Here is a 19,407-nt window from a genome sequence, read left to right on the forward strand (position 1 = left end):
GTTGAAGCTCACCAAGTTCACCCATGCTTGTGTTCGGTTGGAGAAGGACGGCAAGGTTCTGCTGATCGATCCCGGATCGTTCAGTGAGGACGCCGCCTTCGAGAAGGCGGACGCGATCCTCGTCACGCACGAGCACCAGGATCACCTGGACGTCGACCGGGTCGCGGCGCTCGACGTACCCGTTTACACGAACGCCGGCGTCGCCGCGCAACTGACTGCGCTGGGCGAGCGCGTCCATGTGGTCGAGGGCGGGCAGTCGTTCGAGGCCGCGGGTTTCTCGGTGAGTGCCTATGGCAAGGACCACGCGGTGATCCTGCCCGAGTGGGGCGTGCCGTGCGAGAACATCGGCTTCCTCGTCGACGACGCCGTGTACCACCCGGGCGACTCGTTCACGCAGCCCGATCGCGCCGTACACACCAACCTCGTGCCGATCTCCGGCCCGTGGTTCGCGCTCCCGCCGGCCGTCGAGTACGCCCGCTCGATCAAGTCCCAGCAGACCGTCGGCATCCACGACGCCCTGCTCAGCCCGATCGGCCAGAGCATGTTCTCCCGCTTCCTCAACGCCGACGACCGGCCCTACCTCGGCCTTGCCCCGGGCGAGTCCACCGAGATCGACTGAAAGGGCCAGCGGCGCCCGATCGCCACGTGCAGGATGATGGAGACCGCGAGGGCGTTGAGGGTGGCGTGGCCGACCCAGTCGTCCGCGGCGCTGTGCGTCAGATGCATCGCGCCGGCGGTCGCCTGCAAGGCCACCGCTGATACGGCCGTCAGCGTCAGTGTGATCACCAACAGGGCCGCGCGATTGCTGAGCCAACCCTCGAACAGCATGCCGATCAACAGGCCGGCGGCGATGAAGCAGCCACTGAGCGCGGCGATGCGCGAAGGAGTCAGCTCCAGCAGTTGACGCAGTACGAGGTAGCTGACGATCCCGCCGCCGATGACCGTCACATGGGCGATCGTGAGGCGAACCGCCCGACTCGCGACGGTCGCGAACGGCCACCCGCGCCAGACGACGAAACAGAGCACCTGCCAGGCGCCGATCAGGACAAGCACCGCGCCGAGTACGGCGCCTGGCACCGGCCCGTCCCGCGCGATCACATCCGAACCAGCCGGCGGCTCGACTTGTACGACGGTCAGATAGCCGGTAATCGCAATGGCCCACGCGATCAGGACCACGATCGGACCGGCGACCAGCGGGTGCAGGCGCCGGAACGGCCAGCCCTCACCGACGAGCGTGATCTCCAGCGTGGCAACGAAGGCCAGCCCGGCGAGCGGCATGGTCGCGGGGAACGTGGGTACGTGGCCTGGACCGGGCGAAGGATCGAACAGGGCCACGGGATCGAGACGGCCGGCCAGAGTCTGACCGACGGCCGTCAGGGCGATCGCACCCGCAACGATGAGCACCGTATCGGCCCAGCCGGACCAACTGCTGCGTAGCTGGGTGCCCGGCCAATCCTCCCACCAGAAGGCGATCATCACGACGAGTGGCAGGGAGAACGTCACCAGCGGTGCGAGGAGGCGGGTCGAACCGTTGCCCCCAGCACCGATCGCCAGCAGCACCGCGATCGGGACGACGAGCAACAGGCCGAGCAGGCCGAGCGCGGGCTGCCGGGACGACCGCGAACCAGTAGTGCGTGGTTGCGAGAGGGGTGGTCGTTCCGGCAGCCGGGACCGGCCGGCGGGCACCGCGGAGCCCGTCGGCCCACTGTCGCTCATTGCCCGTCGGCGGCGGGATCCATCACCAACTCCGGCGCCATCGGCAGACTGCGGATCCGCCGGCCGGTCGCGTGGAACACCGCGTTCGCGATGGCGGCCGCGACACCGACCTGACCGATCTCGCCCACACCCTTGGCGCCGAGCGGACCGACCAGTTCGTCGTCCACGTCAACGAAGTCGACCCTGACCTCGGGCGCGTCGGCATTGACCGGCACCAGGTACTCGGCCAGGTTCGTCTCCGCCCACCGGCCGTAGCGGGGATCCATGTGATTGCCTTCGAGGAGCGCCTGGCTCATCCCCCACAACATGCCGCCCATCAACTGGCTGTGGGCCAGCAGCGGGTTGAGCACGCGCCCCGGCGCGAACGCGCCGTTCAGCCGGCGCACGCGAACCAGGCCCAGCTCGGGATCGACCGCGACCTCGGCGAACTGGGCGCCGAACGTGAGCAGCCCGTGCGGTGTGTCCAGGGGCGGTGGCCGCCAGGTGCCGAGCGCCTCGGCGTCGGACATGTGGTTGCGCGACAGCAGCTCCCGATAGGTGTCGACCGCGCCAGGACGTTCGGCGGACGTCAGGTGCCCGTCGGCCACCTTCACCGAAGCTGGTGCGGCTCCGTGCAGGGCAGATTGTTCATCGCCGACGGCCAACGCGATCAGCTGCTCGCGCAGCGCCGTGCCGGCCGCGTGGACCGCGGAGCTGACCATGCCGGCACCGGCCGAGCCGACGGCCGCCGTACTGTTCGGCAGGTCGCTGTCGCCGGCCTGGAACTCCATATCGCGCAGGGCGACGCCGAGGGCGTCGGCGCCGACCTGCGTGGCCATCGTGAGCACGCCGGTGCCGAACTCCTGGGTCGAGGTCTGCACGATCGCGCTGCCGTCGGCGAAGATCCGGGCCCGCGCACGCTGCGGCGGCATGAAGAACGCGATCGGGTACGCCGCAGCCGCCACGCCGGTGCCGATCAACCACTCGCCGTCACGCGTCGTCCGTGGGGCAGGGTTCCGGTCGGACCACCCGAACCGCTCGGCGCCGAGGCGAAGGCACTCCACCAGCCCGTCACTGGACCAGGGATGGCCGAACGGGTCGACCGGCGTGTGGTTGCGCAGCCTCAGCTCGACCGGGTCGATGGCCAGGTGAGAGGCGAGCTCGTCCATCGCGGTCTCGAGCGTGAAGACGCCGAGCGACTCGCCCGGGCCGCGGGTGAACGTCGGCGTCATCGTGTTGCCCTTGATCAGCCGGTGGATACCGAGATAGTTCTCGCAGCCGTAGAGCTGGGACGAGACGCCGGTCGCCGGTTCGGCCCAGTCGTCGAACGGCGAGGTGATCGACAGCTTCTCGTGCCGGATCGCGGTCAGCTGCCCGTCCCGCGTGGCACCGATCGCGATCCGCTGCTCCTGTTCCTCACGGTGCCCGTTGGAGGTGAACATCTGTGGCCGGGTGAGCATCAGCTTCACCGGCCGGCCGACGTACCGCGACGCCATCGCGGTCAGCGTCACATTCGGCCACACCATTGCCTTGGCGCCGAACCCGCCGCCCACGAACCGGGTGATGACCCGGACGCGGGCGATCGGCAGACCGAGCAGGAGGGCCACGGTCTGCTGAGTGGCGCGGATGCCCTGGGTCGACTCGTACAGCGTCAGGTTGCCGCCGTCCCAGGTCGCCACCGTCGACGGAGCTTCGATCGGGTTGTGGTGGTTGGCCGCCATCTTGTAGGCCACCTCGACCCGCACGTCCGCTGCGGCCAGTCCGGCCTCCACGTCGCCGCGCTCGCTGCGCGCCGGCATCAGGCCGCCGAAGAGCCGCTCCGCTTCGTAAGCCTGGTCGCGGCCCTCGTCGATCGTGGTGATCGACTTGGTCGGTTGGTACGAGATCCGCACCAACGAGGCAGCGTGCTGCGCCTGTTCGTACTCCTCCGCGACCACGAGTGCGACCGGCTGTCCGGCGTACTGGACGACGTCGTCCTGCATCGGGAAGAAGCTCTCGCCCGGAGCGGGGCCGCCGACCAGGGACGGCAACAGATGGGGCTCGGCCGCGATCTTCGGCAGATCCTCCGGGGTGAGTACGGCGAGCACGCCCTCGGCGGCCCGCGCCGCCTCGGCGTCGATCGCCGTCACCCGCCCGCTGGCGATGGTGGCCCCGACGACGGCCAGATAGGTCATCCCGGGCAGACCGATCTCGGCGGAGTACTTCGCCGCGCCGGTGACCTTGGCCGGGCCGTCCACCCGCGTGACCGGCGTACCGACGGCGCTCATGACTGGCTCCTGTTCAAGCTGTGGACGAGGCCCCGCACCATCGCCCGCTGGGCTAGCTCGACCTTGAACGCGTTGTGCTCCCGTACGACGGCCTCCGCCAGCTCGGCCGCGGCAGCCTGCCGAAACGACGTCTCGTTCGCCGGCCTTCCGACGAGTGCGGCCTCGGCCCGGCGCGCCCGCCAGGGCTTGGTACCGACACCGCCCATGGCGATCCGCACGCCTGTGACCAGGTTGTCGTCGACCTCGATCGCGGCGGCGACCGATACCAGGGCGAACTCGTACGACTGCCGGTCGCGGAACTTGAGATAGACCGAGCCGCGGCCGATCGGCGCACCGGGTACGTCGATCCCGACGATGAGCTCACCCAGAGCGATCGGATGCTCGAGCTGCGGTGTGTCGCCGGGCAGCAGGAAGAAGTCGTCGAACGGGATCGCGCGCTCGCCGTCCGGCCCGACCGTCCGGATGACGGCGTCGAACGCCACCAGCGCAACGGCGACATCGGAGGGATGCGTGGCGATGCAGTGCTCACTCGTGCCGAGGATCGCGTGCCCTCTGTTGAATCCGTCGAGCGCCGCGCAGCCGGACCCGAGCTCACGCTTGTTGCATGGCGAGACGCCGTCGCGCAGGTAGGCACAGCGGGTGCGCTGGCGGAGATTGCCGCCCAACGACGCCATGTTGCGCAGCTGCTCCGAGGCTCCGAGCAGCAAGGCCCGGGAGATCGCCGGGTAGCGCTCGACGACACTCGGCGTACGCGCGACGTCGCTCATCCGCGCGAGGGCACCGATGTGCAAGCCGCCGTCGGGTAGGTCCTCGACTCCACGCAGCGGCAACTCGTTGATGTCCACGAGATGCTCGGAGTGGGAGATGCCGGCCCGGATCAGATCGACCTCGGTGGTCCCACCCGCGAGGAACGCGCTTGCCTGGTTCGCCGTCGCCAGCGCGATCGCGTCCTGTACGTCCGCGGCCCGGCTGTAGGTGAGGGGCCTCATGGCCTTCCTCCCGCCTCGTCGCGGACGTGCCGGATGGCCGCCCGGATGTTCGGGTACGCCGCACACCGGCAGATGTTGCCGCTCATGAACTCGCTGATGTCTTCATCGGTGGCGGCGTTGCCCTCTTCGATCACCTTGATCGCGGACATGATCTGGCCGGACGTGCAGTAACCGCACTGGAAGGCGTCGTACTCGATGAACGCTCGCTGCATCGGATGCAACTGGTCGCCGTCGGCGAGCCCTTCGATCGTGACGATGTCGTGCCCCGAAGCGGCGGCCGCCAGCGTCAGGCAGGCGAGCACCCGGCGGCCGTCGATCCACACCGTGCACGACCCGCACGTCCCTTGGTCGCACCCCTTCTTGCTACCGGTCAGATCGAGGTGCTCACGCAACGCGTCGAGCAGACTGACGCGCGGCTCGAGTACGACGACGTGCTGCCGGCCGTTGATCCGGAGCGGCACCTCGGTCGCTGCTGCTTCGACAGTTGTCATGGCGCGACGTACCTCCGCTACTCGTGGTGATCCGAAGCCTTCCGCGTCGTCTCGCCATTCGTATCCGGGAGTCCCGGGGTTCGATCACCGGACCGGGAGTCATGGTCCCGGGGGTCGAACCGGTCTATTTTCAGACCATGCTGGTCGATCGGCTGGTTGATCGGTTCGCCGAGCGCCGGCAGCTCGACGAGCTCCTCGATCACGTCCGGAGCGGCCTGAGCCAGGCCCTAGTGATCCGCGGGGAGGCGGGGATCGGCAAGTCGGCGTTGCTCGAGTATCTGGTCGGCGAGGCGTCCAAGTGCCGGGTCATCCGTGCGGCCGGCATACAGGCCGAAGCCGAGTTCGCCTTCGGCGGCCTGCACCAGTTGTGCGCAGCGCTCGTGCACCGCCTCGACCACATTCCGTCCCCACAGGCTGAGGCGCTCGGCACCGCCTTCGGTCTTCGAACGTGTCCGCCACCGGATCGCTTCCTGGTCGGCCTGGCCGTCCTCAGCCTGCTGGCCGACGCCGCGACCGACGACCCGCTGCTCTGCGTCGTCGACGACGCGCAATGGCTCGACGACACCTCGGCACAAACTCTCACGTTCGTGGCCCGGCGGCTGATGCACGAGTCCGTCGCCCTGGTCTTCGCCCTCCGCGACTCGGCCGACGCCGGGCCGTTCTCCGGCGTACCCCGGCTCGACCTCGGCGGCCTCCCGGCACACCACGCACGAGAGCTGCTCAGCGCGGCGATCCCCGGACCCATCGACGAGCGGGTCCGCGACCGCATCCTGGCCGAGACTCGCGGGAACCCACTGGCGCTTCTGGAACTACCGCAGGACCTCAGCTACGCCGAACTGGCCGGTGGCTTCGGCTTGCCCGACGCACAGCAACTCACCCATCGGATCGAAGGCTCCTTCCAGCGCCGGCTCGCACCGTTGCCGTCCGACACCCGCCGGCTGCTCCTGATCGCCGCGGTCGAACCGGCCGGGGACGCGACCCTGGTACGCCGTGCCGCGCAGCGTCTGGGCATCGCCGTCGACACGGTCGATCCAGCCGAGTTCGCCGGCCTGGTGCAGTTCCACGAGCGGATCACCTTCCGGCATCCGCTGGTGCGCTCGGCGATCCATCGGGAGGCGACGCCGGAGGAACGCCAGGAGGCGCACCGTGCGCTGGCCGAGGTCACCGATCCGGCGCGCGACGCGGACCGCCGGGCCTGGCATCTCGCCCACGCGGCGAGTGGCCCCGACGACACCGTCGCCGCGGAACTGGAACAGTCCGCCGGCCGCGCCCAGGCCCGCGGCGGCCTGGCCGCGGCCGCCGCGTTCCTCGAGCGCTCCGCGCGACTGAGCATCGATCCGGCACAGCGGGCCGGCCGGGCGCTGGCCGCGGCGCAGACGAAGAGCCGGGCCGGAGCGTTCGATGCCACGCTGGACCTGCTGCTGATGGCCGAAGCGGGACCGCTCAGCGAATTGCAGCAGGCTCGCGTCGACCTCCTCCGCGCGCAGGTCGCCTTCGCCACCAACCGGGGCCGAGGCGCCGCGCCGCTGCTGCTCAAGGCCGCGAAGCGCCTCGAGCCGATCGACACCGTGCTGTCCCGTGAGACGTACCTGGACGCACTGACGGCTGCCATGTTCGCGGGCCGGCTGGCCGGTCCGGATGGCAACACCCTGGCCGTGGCGCGGGCTGCCAGTACGACGCCCCGACCGCAAGAGCCCACCTCACCGGATCTCCTCCTGGCCGGCCTGGCCGCCAATTTCACCGAGGGCTACGCGGACGGCCTGCCGCTGTTGCGGCGAGCCGTGACCTCGTTCGGCGACGATATGTCCGCCCCGGAGGAACTGCGCTGGTCGTGGCTGGCGTGCGAGGCCGCTCTGCATGTGTGGGACGACGGGCGCTGGGATCGGCTGTCCGCCCGGTACCTCGAGCTCGCCCGCACGACCGGCGCTTTGAGTGAGCTGCCGCTCGCGCTCAGCATGCGCGCGTACCTCCTGCTGTTCGCCGGCGAACTCGGTGCCGCGGGGGCACTCGTCGACGAGATCCAGACCGTGACCGAGGCGACCGGCAGCAACCCGTCGCCGTACGCCGGACTCGCCGTTGCCGCGCTGCGCGGTGCGACCGCCGAGGTGTCCACGCGGATCGAAACGACCATTCCTGACGCGACCCACCGGGGCGAGGGCATCGGGGTCGCCGTCGCCGAACGGGCGACGGCGGTACTGAGCAATGGCCATGGCCGCTACCGCGAGGCGATGGCTGCCGCGCACCGTGCACTCGGCCAGGTGAACCCTCCCTTGGCGCCGACTCCGGGCGCGATGAGCTGGGCCGCGACCGAGTTCGTCGAGGCGGCTGTCCGCAGCGGGCAACCCGAGGCGGCGAAGGAAACGCTGGACTGGCTCACGGCGATGACCAGCGCGAGCGGTACCGAATGGGCGCTCGGGATCGAGGCCCGGTCGCGCGCACTCGTCAGCGACGACCGGTCGGCAGAACCCCTCTACCGTGAGGCGATCGAGCGACTCGCCAGGACGCGGGTCCGCACCGAACTCGCCCGCGCCATCCTCCTGTACGGCGAATGGCTGCGCCGGCAACGCCGCCGCCAGGACGCCCGCGAACAACTCCACACCGCCCACGACCTGTTCACCGGGATGGGAGCCGAAGCCTTCGCCGAACGCGCCCGCCGGGAACTCGTCGCCACCGGCGAAACCGCCCGCAAACGCACTCCCGCCACGACCACCCGGCTGACGGCCCGCGAAAGCCAGATCGCCCGCCTGGCCGGCGATGGTTTGTCCAACCCCGAGATCGGCAGCCGGCTGTTCCTGAGCCCCCGCACCGTCGAATACCACCTCGGCAACATCTACGCCAAGCTCGGCATCACCTCCCGCCACGACCTGCGCCCACACCCCTGACGGTCAGCGCAGCGGATCACTGGTGGTTCGGGGGATCATGCGCTGAAGTCCACGTCGACGAAGTCGGCCACCGGGCGGTAGCCGGCCTGGTGGTAGATCTTGTTGGAGGTGGGGTTGGCCAGCTCCGTGTACAGGCACGCTTGGTTGCCGTCGGCAAGGATCAACGCGGAGACGTGACTGGTCAGCGCGCCGGCGTACCCGTGACGTCGGTGCTCCGGCGGCGTGTAGACCGGACCGACCCGGCAGACCCCGAAGAGCGGGAGGTGGTAGCCGACCATGCTCACCGCCTCGCCGTCGACCTCCCACATCCACATCGTCCCGTCCGCCAGCCGGCCAGCGGCCCACTCGTGGTGGCCGGTGGACAGCTCTTCCACGAAACCGTCCTTGCCCCAGGCCGCGACCAGGTCCACCTCGTCGGCGTTCATCGGGCGCGGCGTTCCGCCGTCCGCCGAGAGCGGCGTGAAATCGATCAGTTTGTGCAGTCGGGTGCCGCGCGTCTCGGTCAGGCTTCCGCCGCCCCGCTCGACCCACCGCTGCGCGAACTTGTGCGCCGCCGGACGATGGCCCGCAACACCGGGGAGCTCGGGCAGTACGTCGGCGTACGCGTCGGCGATCGGTTCGGCGAGCTCCTCCGGCAGCGCGCCGAGATAGACGCCGCGGCCCGGCGTACGCATCGCGACGCCGATCACGTCCGGATCGTGCACGGAGACGAAGTACGACGGCTCGGACTCGGCCCGCGCCGTACCGTTCGCGCGCTCGTGGACGTTGCTCATGATGATCGTGTGCAGCACCGGATCCTGTTGCAGGAAAGGGAACACGGTCTGCTCGAACGCCTGCGGATCGCTCGTCACCCGGACATCCATGGCCCGGATCGTACGCCTGGAGACGGTTGCGGGTCGTCGGATTTACACTGCGACCATGTCCACCACGCGGTTGTTGCTGCTCGGCGTCGTGCGGATCTTCCAGCCGGCGTACGGGTACCAGCTGCGCCGCGAGCTGATGACGTGGAACGTGCAGGCCTGGGCGAACATCAACCCCGGCTCGATCTACACCGGGTTGCGGACGCTCGCCAAGCACGGGTACCTGCTCGAGCTGGAGCAGGACGGGGCACATCGCCCGGGCCGGACGTCGTACAAGCTGACGACCGACGGCGAAACGGAGTACTTCTCGCTCCTGCGCGGCATGCTGTGGACCGTAGACGGCTTCCACCCCGACAAGATGCAGGCCGCCCTGGCCTTCATGTGGTCGCTCCGCCGCGACGAGGTCGTCGATGCCCTCGAGGCTCGCATCTCCCAGCTGGAGGCTTGGCTGAAATCCGGCCCGTACTCCGAACGCCAGATCCGCGAGGACCCCGGCACGCCCAACCACGTCGTCGAGATGTTCCGCATCACCACCGCGCGCGACCGCGGCGAGCTCGAGTGGACCCGCCAGTTCCACGAACGCGTGAGGGCCGGCGACTACGCCTTCGCCGGCGAACCGGCCGACTGGGAGCCTTACCCCGGCATGGTCACGCACTGGGGCGAGATCCCCGATCCGCCCGCTAATCAACGTTGACTAGTCAAAGTTGATTAGTCACACTGGCTCGCATGATGATCGAAGCTCGTGGGCTGGTGCGGACCTTCAAGACCAAGCGGGGGCCCGTGCAAGCCGTGCAGGGTGTTGACCTGGATGTGGCCGACGGGGAGATCGTCGGCTTTCTCGGACCGAACGGCGCCGGTAAGACAACGACGATGCGGATGCTGGCGACCCTGATCAAGCCGACCAGCGGGAGCGCGACGGTGGCCGGTTGTGATCTCGCGAAGGACCCGGTCGGCGTACGTCGCGGCATCGGCTACGTACCGCAGAGCGGTTCCACGCTGCCCGAGGCGATCGCCGGCGACGAGGTCGTCGATCACGCCCGGCTGTACGGCGTACCGAAAGCGAAGGCGTCCGCGGACGGGCAGCGGCTGTTCGAGGAGTTCGACCTGCCCGGCCTCTGGCGCCGGCAGTGCAAGACGCTGTCCGGCGGCCAGCGCCGGCGGCTGGACATCGTGATGGGCCTGATCCACGACCCGAAGCTGATCTTCCTCGACGAGCCGACGACCGGCCTCGACCCGCAGGCCCGCGCGAACCTGTGGGAGCACATCCGCGGCCTCCGCGACCGGGGCGCGACGATCTTCCTCACCACGCACTACCTGGACGAGGCGGACGCGCTCTGCGACCGGATCCTGGTCATCGACCACGGCAAGATCGTTGCCTCCGGCACCCCGGAGAACCTGAAGCAGCAGGTCTCCGGCGACGCGGTCCGTTTGAGTCTCGCCGACAACTCGCAAGCGCCTACGGTGATGAAGATCGTCCAAGAGCTCGACGGCGCCGTGGAGGTCGAGACCGACGCCGACGTGGTCGGTTTCCGCATCCAGCGCGGCGGCTCGGTGCTGCCCGGCCTGCTCCGCTCGATCGATGCCCAGGGCATCGAGTTGCACGGTGTCGAAGTACATCGCCCGACCCTCGACGACGTGTTCCTGACCATGACCGGCCGCTCGCTGCGCGACGAGCACACCGCCGCCCCTATCGACGAGAAGGAAGAGGCCGTCGCATGACCGTCCTGCGTGAGACCTGGATCGTGTTCCACCGGCAGATGCGGCTGTCGCTGCGCAACCCGATGTGGTCGATCCTGATGCTCAGCCAGCCGCTGCTGTACCTGTTCCTGTTCGGCCCGCTCCTCAAGCCGCTCACCGCGCAGATCAGCCAGGGCCAGGCCACGAACGCCTACCAGGTGTTCATCCCGGGCCTGATCGTCCAGCTCGGCATGTTCGGGGCGATGTTCGTCGGCTTCGGCCTGATCGCGGAGTACCGCGCCGGCGTGATCGAGGCCGACCGTGTCACCCCGGCGTCCCGGATGGCCTTGATGGCAGGCCGCGTGCTGCGTGATGTCGTCGTCCTCGTCGTCCAGTCGATCCTGCTACTGCTCGCCGCGCTCCCGCTCGGCCTGCGTGCTCCGTGGGGCGGCGTACTGCTCTCACTCGTGATCGTCGCCCTCCTCGGCGCGACGTTCGCCTCGCTGTCGTACTCCGTCGCGCTGATCACCAAGAGCGAGGACGCGCTGGCCCCGCTGCTCAACGGCATCGCCATGCCGTTGCTGCTGCTGTCCGGCATCCTCCTGCCGATGCAGATCGGCCCGACCTGGCTGCAGCGGCTGTCCGACATCAGTCCGCTCAAGCACGTCGTCAACGGCGTACGCGCGCTGTTCCGTGGCGACATCAGCAGCTCGGCGTCGATGTGGGGCCTGTTCTGGGTCGTGCTGCTCACGGTGATCGGTCTGACCGTCGGAGCGCGCACTTTCCGTAAGGAGTCCGCCTGAGGCTAGGCACTGTTCATTTGGTGGTCGCTCAGAGCAACTAGGGTTTCGCGTATGCGTTCGCCGATGGTCCGTGGGCTGGTCGGCTCTGTCGTCGTTGCTCTGGCCAGCCTGGTGACCTCGGTGGTGCCCCAGTCCTCCTGGGTCGCCAGCCTGCCGGTCACCGGCGATCTCCGCCACTCGCTGCTCGGCCGGATGGTCGGTCTGACATTCATGGTCGCTGGGCTCGGGCTGATGGCCTGGGCCTGGCTGACCGTTGGCCGCCGGGTGATGGCCGGCGAACGGCTCCCGCTGCTCCGCATGACGGCGTACTGGAGCGCACCGCTGCTGCTGGCCCCGCCGCTGTTCAGCCGCGACGCCTGGAGCTACGCAGCGCAGGGCGCACTCGTCGCCAACGGCTACAACCCGTACGACGTGGGCCCCGGCGTACTGTCCGGCCACATCGTCGAGGCAGTCGATCCGATGTGGATGCAGACACCTGCGCCGTACGGGCCGTTGCCGCTCGCGTACGGCGGACTGGTCGCGCACCTGACCATGAACCCGTACACGCTGATGCTGGCGCACCGCCTCCTCGCCGTACTGGGCATAGTGCTCATCGCCTGGGCTGTACCGCGCCTGGCCACCGCATGTCGTGTCGACCCGGCCTTCGCCACCTGGCTGGTCGTGCTGAACCCGATGCTGATCACCCATGGCATCGGTGCGGCACACAACGACGTACTGATGATCGGACTGGCCTGCAGCGCGTTCGCAGTGGCGCTGACCGGCCGGTGGGGTACGGGGGCTGTCATCGCGGGCGCCGCAGCAGCGGTGAAACTGCCAGGTGGACTCGTGGTGATCGCTATCGCCGCAGTGATGAGCCCACTCGCCGGACGGCTGCTCAGGTTCGCCAGTCTGGCGATCGCAGGCGCTGTGTCGGTGCTGACGCTGTTCACGATCGGAGCGCTGACCGGTGTGGGCTCTGGGTGGTTCGGTGCGCTCGACGTGCCCGGACTGGTCCGGTCACCGTTCTCCATCGCCAATCTGATCGGCATGGCGGCGTCCGGCATACTCGGCTGGCTAGGTGAGGACACTGCGGCCGCACAGGCACTCCAGATCGTCCGGCTGGTCGGAATGGTCGCTGCGCTCGGACTGATCGCAGTGCTGAGTCTCCGGTCGTCGATCCACTACGCAGCACGGGCAGTCGGCATCGCACTGCTCGTAGTGGTCGTGCTGGGTCCGAGCGCGCACGACTGGTACTTCCTGTGGTGCCTGCCGTTCCTGGCCGTCGCGAGACCCGGCCGGAAGCTGACGATGATCATGACGGCGGTCAGTCTGATCTTCACGATCGCCGCGCCGCTGAACTCGTCACTGCGCGGAGCGACGATCCCGATCCTGACCACGACCGCGCTGGTGATCGCCGCGGCGCTGCCGCTGCTCAACCACCTCCGCACCATGCACCCGGCGCGGAAGACGACGAAGGTCCCGGTTACAGCTGTTTGAGTGCGGCCACCATCGCCTCACCCAGCGGGCGGTGACCGTCGCGCGCGACCTTCACCTCGACGACGTCCAGGCCGGCCACTGTCGGCGTCAGCGCAGCACGCAGCTCGTCGACCGTTTCGACGCTCGTGTACGGCGTACCCGTCGCGCCGCACAGTGCGCCGAGGTCCACGTTGTGCGGCGTACCGAAGACCCGCTCGAAATGCGTGGCGTGCGTCGGATCGCCCTGCTCCAGCGTGGAGAAGATGCCGCCGCCGTTGTCGTTCACGACCACGATCCGCAGATCAGGACGAGGTTCGTCCGGCCCGATCACGAGCCCGTTGCTGTCGTGCAGGAACGCGAGATCCCCGATCAGCGCGTACGTCGGACCCGCGTTCGCCAGCGCCGCCCCGACGGCCGTCGAGATCGTGCCGTCGATGCCGGCCAGGCCGCGGTTGGCGATCGTGCGGATCGGGACGACCGGGGCGAGGTCGAGATCGCGGATCGGGTTCGACGAGGCGACGACCAGCATGCCGTCGGCGCCGGCTGCCTCACCGACGAGGGCCGCGACGCGCGGTCCGCTCAGGCTCTCCGCGAGTACCTTGTCGATCTCCGGACGGGCCAGCTGGTCGGCGTGCTGCCACCGCTCGAGCCAGTCGGTCGCATCGGCGTCGCTGACCTCGAGCCCGGTGACGACGGACCTCGCGCGCCGGGCCGGGTCCGGCCACAGACCGGTCGGCGAGACGACGATCAGCTCCACGTCCGGCCGGGCCAGCAGCTTCGAGATCGGCCGGGACAACGTCGGGTGCCCGAACACCAGCACCCGTTCGATCTCCGCGCCCAGAGAGCTTGCCTGCAGCAACAAGCGGTACGCCGAGATGACAGACGGGCCGGTCCGCGCCCGGCTGGACGGCTCCGCGAACAGCGGCCACTTGCCGGCCTCCGCCACCAACCGCGCGGCTTGCGACGCGCCGTCACCTGCGACCACTACCGTCTTCGGTCCTGGCGAAATGACAGACGGCTTCCCGGCGGCCGCATGTACTGCAGTCCACGGCCCCGTGCTGCGGCCCTGCAACAACTCCGGCCACTCCGGTCCGTCCGTGGGCACCAGCGGCTCACTGAGCGGGCAGTTGAGCTGCACCGGCCCGGGGTCAGCAGACCGGGCACCTGTCGCGTTGGCGATCGCCCGCGCGACCTGGGACCGCCAGTACGCGACCTGCCCGATCTCGCGGACCGGCGTACCCATCTCGTGGAACAGCCGGACCGCAGAGCCGAACACCTTGATCTGGTCGGTCGTCTGGTTCGCGCCGCTACCTCTGAGTGCCGGCGGGCGGTCCGCACTGAGCACGATCAGCGGGAGCCCACTGTGCGATGCCTCCAGTACGGCGGGGTGCAGGTTCGCCACCGCCGTACCGGACGTGGTGACGACCGGGACCGGCAGACCGGTGCCGCGCATCAGGCCGATGGCAAGGAAACCCGCCGTACGCTCATCGATCCGTACGTGTAGCCGGAGCCGTCCGCTGCGATCCGCCTCGGCGAACGCCAAGGCCAGCGGCGCGCTCCGGGAGCCCGGTGACACCACCGCTTCCCGTACGCCGTTGCGGATCAGCTCATCGACGACCACAGTCGCAAAGGCCGTGGACGGGTTCATCCCGCGCTCCTCACTCGCTCAAGGCGTTCTTCCCACACTTCGGTCCGCTCCGCGTCGGCACGGGCCGCTTCCAGCAGTTGTGCATCCGGGACAACGCGCTTGACCGGCAGGAAACCGTCGACTGCCACTAGTGGCTCAGCAACTAGTTCGGATGTGAACATCGACACCGTCGCCAAACCACACGCATAAGGGAGCTCCGGCAACGCCGCCGCCAACGCCACCCCCGCAGCAATCCCGACCGAGGTCTCCAACGCCGATGACACGACCACCGGCAGCCCGATCTGCTCGGCGATCTCCAGGCAGGCGCGGACTCCGCCGATCGGCTGCACCTTCAGTACGGCGATGTCCGCGGCGTCGAGCTTCTTCACCAGCAGGGGATCCTCGGCCCGCCGGATCGACTCGTCCGCCGCCACCGGTACGTCGGTGCGCCGCCGTACCTCGGCCAGCTCCTCCACGGTCGCCGACGGCTGCTCGACGTACTCGAGGTCGAAGCGCCGCAACTCCTTGAGGCTCCGCACTGCCTGGTCGACGGACCACGCGCCGTTCGCATCGATCCGCACGCGTCCAGGGCCGATCGCGTCGCGCACTGCTTCTACGCGCGCGATGTCGTCGGCCAGTGTCTGACCCGGCTCGGCCACCTTCACCTTCGCCGTACCGCAGCCGCTTGCTCTCACGATCTCCGCGGCCTTCTCGGGGCCGAGCGCGGGCACGGTGCAGTTGACGGGAACACGGTCACGCACCGGCGCCGGCCACCCGATCTCGGCGGCTTCGCGCGCGGCGCGCAACCAGGACACACAGGTCGCGTCGTCGTAGTCCAGGAACGGGCTCCACTCCGCCCACCCTGCCGGACCTTCGAACAGCATCCCCTCGCGGACGGTGATGCCACGAAACTTGTTCTTCAGTCCGATCGAGTACGTGATCACCGCACACCCTCCAGCAAGCCCTGGCGATCAACCTTGCCTGAGGCAAGCATCGGTAGCGCGTCCAGCCTGATCACGTCCTGCGGAGCCCAGGCCCGAGGCAAAGTCTCACTCACCCAGTCCCGCAACGCATTCCGCTCGATCGCAGCCGGTTCCCCGACCACGAACGCGACGACCCGGGTCCCCCACTCCGCGTCCGGAACGCCCAGCACCACAGCATCCTTGACCTGCGGATGCTCGAGCAGCCGAGCCTGGACCGTGGTCAGCGTGACGTTCACCCCACCGGAGATCACCACATCGTCGACACGGCCAACGACCCGCAGCCGTCTGTCCACAAGTTCGCCCCGGTCTTGCGTCCGGAACCACCCGTCCTTCAGCACCTCGGCCGTCAACTCCGGCCGCAACCGGTATCCGGAGAACAGCGTGCTCCCTTTGATCAGGATCCGCTGCTCGTCGTCGAGCAAGATCGACGTACCGTCCAGCGGCACCCCGGCGTACACGCACCCGCTCCCGGTCTCGGTCATCCCGTACGCCGGAATCGCGGTGACGCCGGCCTCCGCCGCCTTCGCTCTCAACGGCTCCGGCATCGACGCCCCACCGATGATGATCGCGTCGAACGACCGCAGCGCGTCCGCGTCCGTCTCCAGATACCGCGTCAGCTGGGTCGGCACCATCGCCGTGTACCGGCGAGCGCCTGTCATTGCGGCAGCGCTCTGCGTGAAGGTCTCCCCGAGCAGCACCGGCGTCGTACCCGCGACGAGCGACCGGGTGAGGATCTGCAACCCGCCGACGAAGTACGGCTTCATCGGCAGCAACCACTGCCCCGGCCCGCCCAGACGGTCGTGGGTCGCCTGAGCGGACGCGATCAGCGCTTCCCGGGACAGCAGGACACCCTTCGGCTCACCGGAGGAACCCGAGGTGGTGAGCACCACAGCGCATCCGTCCTCCAGCGGCCGGTCCGGCGCCGCAGCCTGCTCGGCCCGGGCTGCCCCCGCCGCATCGTCCGGCAGCGGCGCGAACGGCGTACCGCTGCCGTCCAGCACACCGGCAAGCGCCGCCAACACCTCATCCGGCGTCCCCGAAACCAGCCGCAACGTAGCCATAACACCCCGAGCGTACGGCCCGCCGCCCGGACGCCCGCTCACGGCTCGGCCATCCGCCGACCGGCCCGCTGCCGACGTTCGGCCTCGCGGCTGACAGAATCGACGGTCATGGCCACACCTGCCCAGTGGATCGAAGGCGCCCGCCCCCGCACCTTGCCTGCCGCGATCTCCCCTGTCCTCGTCGGAACCGGCGCGGCCGCGTACCTCGACGGCTTCGTCTGGTGGAAGGCGCTGCTGGCCCTCGGCGTCGCGCTGGCGCTCCAGATCGGCGTCAACTACGCCAACGACTACAGCGACGGCATCCGCGGCACCGACGAGAACCGCGTCGGCCCGCTGCGCCTGGTCGGCTCGAAGGTCGCCTCCCCCGGCCAGGTCAAGGCCGCCGCGTTCACCTGCTTGGGCATCGGCGCCGCCCTCGGCATCGTCCTCGCCGCGACCACCACCTGGTGGCTCCTGGTCGTCGGCGCGGCCTCCCTCCTCGGCGCATGGTTCTACACGGGCGGCAAACGCCCGTACGGGTACCGCGCGCTCGGCGAGGTCAGCGTCTTCCTCTTCTTCGGCCTGGTCGCCGTCCTCGGTACGACGTACGTCCAAGCCGAAACCATCAACTGGCCCGCCCTGGCCGGCGCCATCTCGATCGGCTCGATCGCCTGCGCGCTCCTGGTCGCCAACAACCTCCGCGACATCCCCACCGACTCCGTCACCGGCAAACGCACCCTGGCCGTCGTCCTGGGCGCCCCACGCTCACGCAAGTTGTACGCCGCCCTGGTAATCCTCGCCTTCGCCCTGGCCGCCGTCTCCGCGATCGCCACCCCCTGGACCCTCCTCGCCTTCATCGCCGCACCCCTGGCGATCAAGTCGATCCGAGTAGTCCTCAGCGACGCCGTAGGCCCAGCCCTGATCCCAGTCCTCAAAGCCACCGGCCAAACCGAACTCCTCTACGCCATCGGCCTGGCGGTAGGCCTGGCCCTAGGCGGCTGACAGCGGGCAGAAGCGTGGCCTTGAACAGGTTGTGGAGACCTTGAACATGTTATTTCCTGTCTCGGGAACCCACGACTTGTCCGAAGCCCCCACGCGGGCCGGGCGCCGCCTACTCGGGCTCGGTCCAGACGCCGGTGCGGGTGAAGGTTTCGAGGGTGGTGGTGTACGGGGTGATGTCTATGCCACTGGTGCGGAGCCAGGCGTCGTCGTAGTACGTGTTGCCGTAGCGTTCGCCGCTGTCGCAGAGCAGGGTGACGATGCTGCCGCGGGTGCCGGCCTTGCGCATTTCGGCGGCCAGGCGGAGTGAGCCCCACAGGTTGGTGCCGGTGGAGCCGCCAACGAGTCGTCCGGTGACGCGGGAGCAGAAGCGCATCGCCGCAATGGACGCGGCGTCCGGGACCGAGATCATCCGGTCGACGACGCCCAGCACGAACGACGGCTCGACGCGCGGACGGCCGATGCCCTCGATGCGCGACGGTCGCCCGGTGGAGAACTCGTGGTCGCCGGCTTCGAACGCCGGGAAGAACGCCGAGTTCTCCGGGTCGACGACCGCGACCGACGTGTCGTACCGCTGGTAGCGCACATACCGCCCGATGGTCGCCGACGTACCACCGGTGCCGGCCCCGACGACGATCCACGTCGGGATTGGGTGCTGCTCGAGAGACAGCTGCCCGAAGATCGACTCGGCGATGTTGTTGTTGCCACGCCAGTCCGTCGCGCGCTCGGCGTACGTGAACTGGTCCATGTAGTGCCCGCCGGTCTCCTCGGCCAGGCGCTTGGCCTCGCCGTAGATCTGGCCGGAGCGTTCGACGAAGTGGCAGCGGCCGCCGTAGAACTCGATCAGCTCGACCTTCTCGGGGCTGGTCGAGCGCGGCATCACCGCGACGAACGGGAGGCCGAGCAGCCGCGCGAAGTACGCCTCGCTGACGGCCGTGGACCCGCTGGACGCCTCGATGACCGTGGTGCCTTCGTGGATCCAGCCGTTGCAGAGGGCATAGAGGAACAGTGACCGGGCGAGCCGGTGCTTGAGCGAGCCGGTCGGATGGACGGACTCGTCCTTGAGGTACAGGTCTACGCCGGTACCCTCGGGCATCGGGAACACGTGCAGATGCGTGTCCGCGCTGCGGTTCGCGTCGGCATCCACGATCCGGATCGCCTCGGACACCCAGGCGCGCGCTTTGTCGTCCCGCCGGTCGACCTCCCGGCACACCCCGTCAGCCTCACTCATGCGGGCCAGGCTAGGACCTACAGGCCGATTTGAGTATTCCTACGCTCGGTGACCGGGCCCCGCGAGCGGCAGGATCGAGCCCATGATCCCCCTCGGAGCGGTCGAGTTCTCCCCCGGCGACGTCGCCCTGATCCTCGCCGTACTGACGCTCGGCGCCACCGCACTCGCCCTCCCCGCAACCCTCACCTTCGCATGGGTCGGTCACCTGCGGTCCACTCACCACCGAGGCTGGGCAGCGTTCGGATACTGGCTGACAGGTACGGCGATCTGCCTCGCCACGACCGCACTCGCAGCAGGCAAGGGCCTCGGCTGGTGGTCCGTCCCCCTGGGCTGGATCCCGACCCTGTTGCTGGCTGTAGTGCTCAAACCTCGATCGGACCCACAGGCGAGCTAAGTTGGGGGTCCACG

General features: G+C 69.2%; 17 protein-coding genes. 8 read left to right on the forward strand and 9 right to left on the reverse strand.

Annotated features, from left to right (window positions below):
* The first annotated feature begins 1 nt into the window (after position 1).
* On the forward strand, positions 2 to 619 hold the full coding sequence (locus tag EV653_RS34635) for an MBL fold metallo-hydrolase (protein ID WP_134109575.1): 618 nt from the start codon (positions 2 to 4) through the stop codon (positions 617 to 619).
* On the opposite strand, the gene EV653_RS34640 is transcribed toward EV653_RS34635, so the two are convergent.
* From EV653_RS34640 to EV653_RS34655, 4 genes are read right to left on the reverse strand one after another with little or no spacing between them, the layout of a single operon-like run.
* Positions 577 to 1,716: a hypothetical protein gene (locus tag EV653_RS34640; RefSeq protein WP_134109577.1), complete on the reverse strand. Its 1,140-nt coding sequence runs from the start codon at positions 1,714 to 1,716 to the stop codon at positions 577 to 579. The genes EV653_RS34635 and EV653_RS34640 overlap by 43 nt on opposite strands.
* Complete coding sequence (locus EV653_RS34645; RefSeq protein ID WP_134109579.1) at positions 1,713 to 3,962, reverse strand: xanthine dehydrogenase family protein molybdopterin-binding subunit; 2,250 nt, start codon at positions 3,960 to 3,962, stop codon at positions 1,713 to 1,715. Before EV653_RS34645 ends, EV653_RS34640 begins: the two co-directional genes overlap by 4 nt.
* The gene (locus tag EV653_RS34650; protein ID WP_134109581.1) at positions 3,959 to 4,951 is read right to left on the reverse strand and encodes an FAD binding domain-containing protein; all 993 of its coding nucleotides are present in this window, start codon (positions 4,949 to 4,951) and stop codon (positions 3,959 to 3,961) included. Before EV653_RS34650 ends, EV653_RS34645 begins: the two co-directional genes overlap by 4 nt.
* Positions 4,948 to 5,442, reverse strand: coding sequence for a (2Fe-2S)-binding protein (locus EV653_RS34655; RefSeq protein ID WP_134109583.1), 495 nt, complete (start codon positions 5,440 to 5,442; stop codon positions 4,948 to 4,950). The genes EV653_RS34650 and EV653_RS34655 overlap by 4 nt, the downstream gene beginning before the upstream one ends.
* A gap of 137 nt (positions 5,443 to 5,579) precedes the next feature.
* Here EV653_RS34655 and EV653_RS34660 point away from each other — a divergent pair, with 137 nt between their 5' ends.
* The gene (locus EV653_RS34660; RefSeq protein WP_134109585.1) at positions 5,580 to 8,324 is read left to right on the forward strand and encodes a helix-turn-helix transcriptional regulator; all 2,745 of its coding nucleotides are present in this window, start codon (positions 5,580 to 5,582) and stop codon (positions 8,322 to 8,324) included.
* A 35-nt stretch (positions 8,325 to 8,359) separates the two neighbouring features.
* On the opposite strand, the gene EV653_RS34665 is transcribed toward EV653_RS34660, so the two are convergent.
* Positions 8,360 to 9,187 carry a GNAT family N-acetyltransferase gene (locus EV653_RS34665; protein WP_134109587.1) on the reverse strand — a complete coding sequence of 276 codons (828 nt, stop codon included), beginning with the start codon at positions 9,185 to 9,187 and terminating at the stop codon, positions 8,360 to 8,362.
* 55 nt (positions 9,188 to 9,242) lie between these two features.
* Here EV653_RS34665 and EV653_RS34670 point away from each other — a divergent pair, with 55 nt between their 5' ends.
* Genes EV653_RS34670 through mptB form a run of 4 tightly spaced genes read left to right on the forward strand, consistent with a single transcriptional unit; the run spans position 9,243 to position 13,140 of the window.
* Entirely contained in the window at positions 9,243 to 9,878 is a 636-nt protein-coding gene (locus tag EV653_RS34670) for a PadR family transcriptional regulator (RefSeq protein ID WP_134109589.1), read from the forward strand.
* Between the two features lie 32 nt (positions 9,879 to 9,910).
* A complete protein-coding gene (locus EV653_RS34675; protein WP_134109591.1) occupies positions 9,911 to 10,903 on the forward strand; it encodes an ATP-binding cassette domain-containing protein in 993 nt (330 codons plus the stop codon).
* A complete protein-coding gene (locus EV653_RS34680; RefSeq protein ID WP_134109593.1) occupies positions 10,900 to 11,664 on the forward strand; it encodes an ABC transporter permease in 765 nt (254 codons plus the stop codon). The genes EV653_RS34675 and EV653_RS34680 overlap by 4 nt, the downstream gene beginning before the upstream one ends.
* Positions 11,665 to 11,715: 51 nt before the next feature.
* Positions 11,716 to 13,140 carry a polyprenol phosphomannose-dependent alpha 1,6 mannosyltransferase MptB gene (mptB, locus tag EV653_RS34685; RefSeq protein WP_238160657.1) on the forward strand — a complete coding sequence of 475 codons (1,425 nt, stop codon included), beginning with the start codon at positions 11,716 to 11,718 and terminating at the stop codon, positions 13,138 to 13,140.
* On the opposite strand, the gene menD is transcribed toward mptB, so the two are convergent.
* The 3 genes from menD to EV653_RS34700 are packed head-to-tail and all read right to left on the reverse strand — an operon-like array spanning position 13,127 to position 16,790.
* Complete coding sequence (gene menD / locus EV653_RS34690) at positions 13,127 to 14,767, reverse strand: 2-succinyl-5-enolpyruvyl-6-hydroxy-3-cyclohexene-1-carboxylic-acid synthase (protein ID WP_134109595.1); 1,641 nt, start codon at positions 14,765 to 14,767, stop codon at positions 13,127 to 13,129. The two genes, mptB and menD, sit on opposite strands and share 14 nt — an antisense overlap.
* Positions 14,764 to 15,690: an o-succinylbenzoate synthase gene (locus EV653_RS34695; protein WP_134109597.1), complete on the reverse strand. Its 927-nt coding sequence runs from the start codon at positions 15,688 to 15,690 to the stop codon at positions 14,764 to 14,766. Before EV653_RS34695 ends, menD begins: the two co-directional genes overlap by 4 nt.
* Positions 15,687 to 16,790 carry an AMP-binding protein gene (locus tag EV653_RS34700; RefSeq protein ID WP_134109599.1) on the reverse strand — a complete coding sequence of 368 codons (1,104 nt, stop codon included), beginning with the start codon at positions 16,788 to 16,790 and terminating at the stop codon, positions 15,687 to 15,689. The genes EV653_RS34695 and EV653_RS34700 overlap by 4 nt, the downstream gene beginning before the upstream one ends.
* A gap of 108 nt (positions 16,791 to 16,898) precedes the next feature.
* On the opposite strand from EV653_RS34700, the gene EV653_RS34705 reads away from it, so the two are divergent.
* The gene (locus tag EV653_RS34705; RefSeq protein WP_134109601.1) at positions 16,899 to 17,771 is read left to right on the forward strand and encodes a 1,4-dihydroxy-2-naphthoate polyprenyltransferase; all 873 of its coding nucleotides are present in this window, start codon (positions 16,899 to 16,901) and stop codon (positions 17,769 to 17,771) included.
* Between the two features lie 109 nt (positions 17,772 to 17,880).
* Here the strand turns inward: EV653_RS34705 and EV653_RS34710 are convergent, their stop codons facing one another.
* Positions 17,881 to 18,999: a PLP-dependent cysteine synthase family protein gene (locus EV653_RS34710; protein ID WP_134109603.1), complete on the reverse strand. Its 1,119-nt coding sequence runs from the start codon at positions 18,997 to 18,999 to the stop codon at positions 17,881 to 17,883.
* A gap of 82 nt (positions 19,000 to 19,081) precedes the next feature.
* Here EV653_RS34710 and EV653_RS34715 point away from each other — a divergent pair, with 82 nt between their 5' ends.
* Complete coding sequence (locus tag EV653_RS34715; RefSeq protein WP_134109605.1) at positions 19,082 to 19,393, forward strand: hypothetical protein; 312 nt, start codon at positions 19,082 to 19,084, stop codon at positions 19,391 to 19,393.
* Positions 19,394 to 19,407: the final 14 nt, after the last annotated feature.

Origin of the sequence: Kribbella pratensis (assembly GCF_004365355.1) — a bacterium.
Classification (GTDB): domain Bacteria; phylum Actinomycetota; class Actinomycetes; order Propionibacteriales; family Kribbellaceae; genus Kribbella.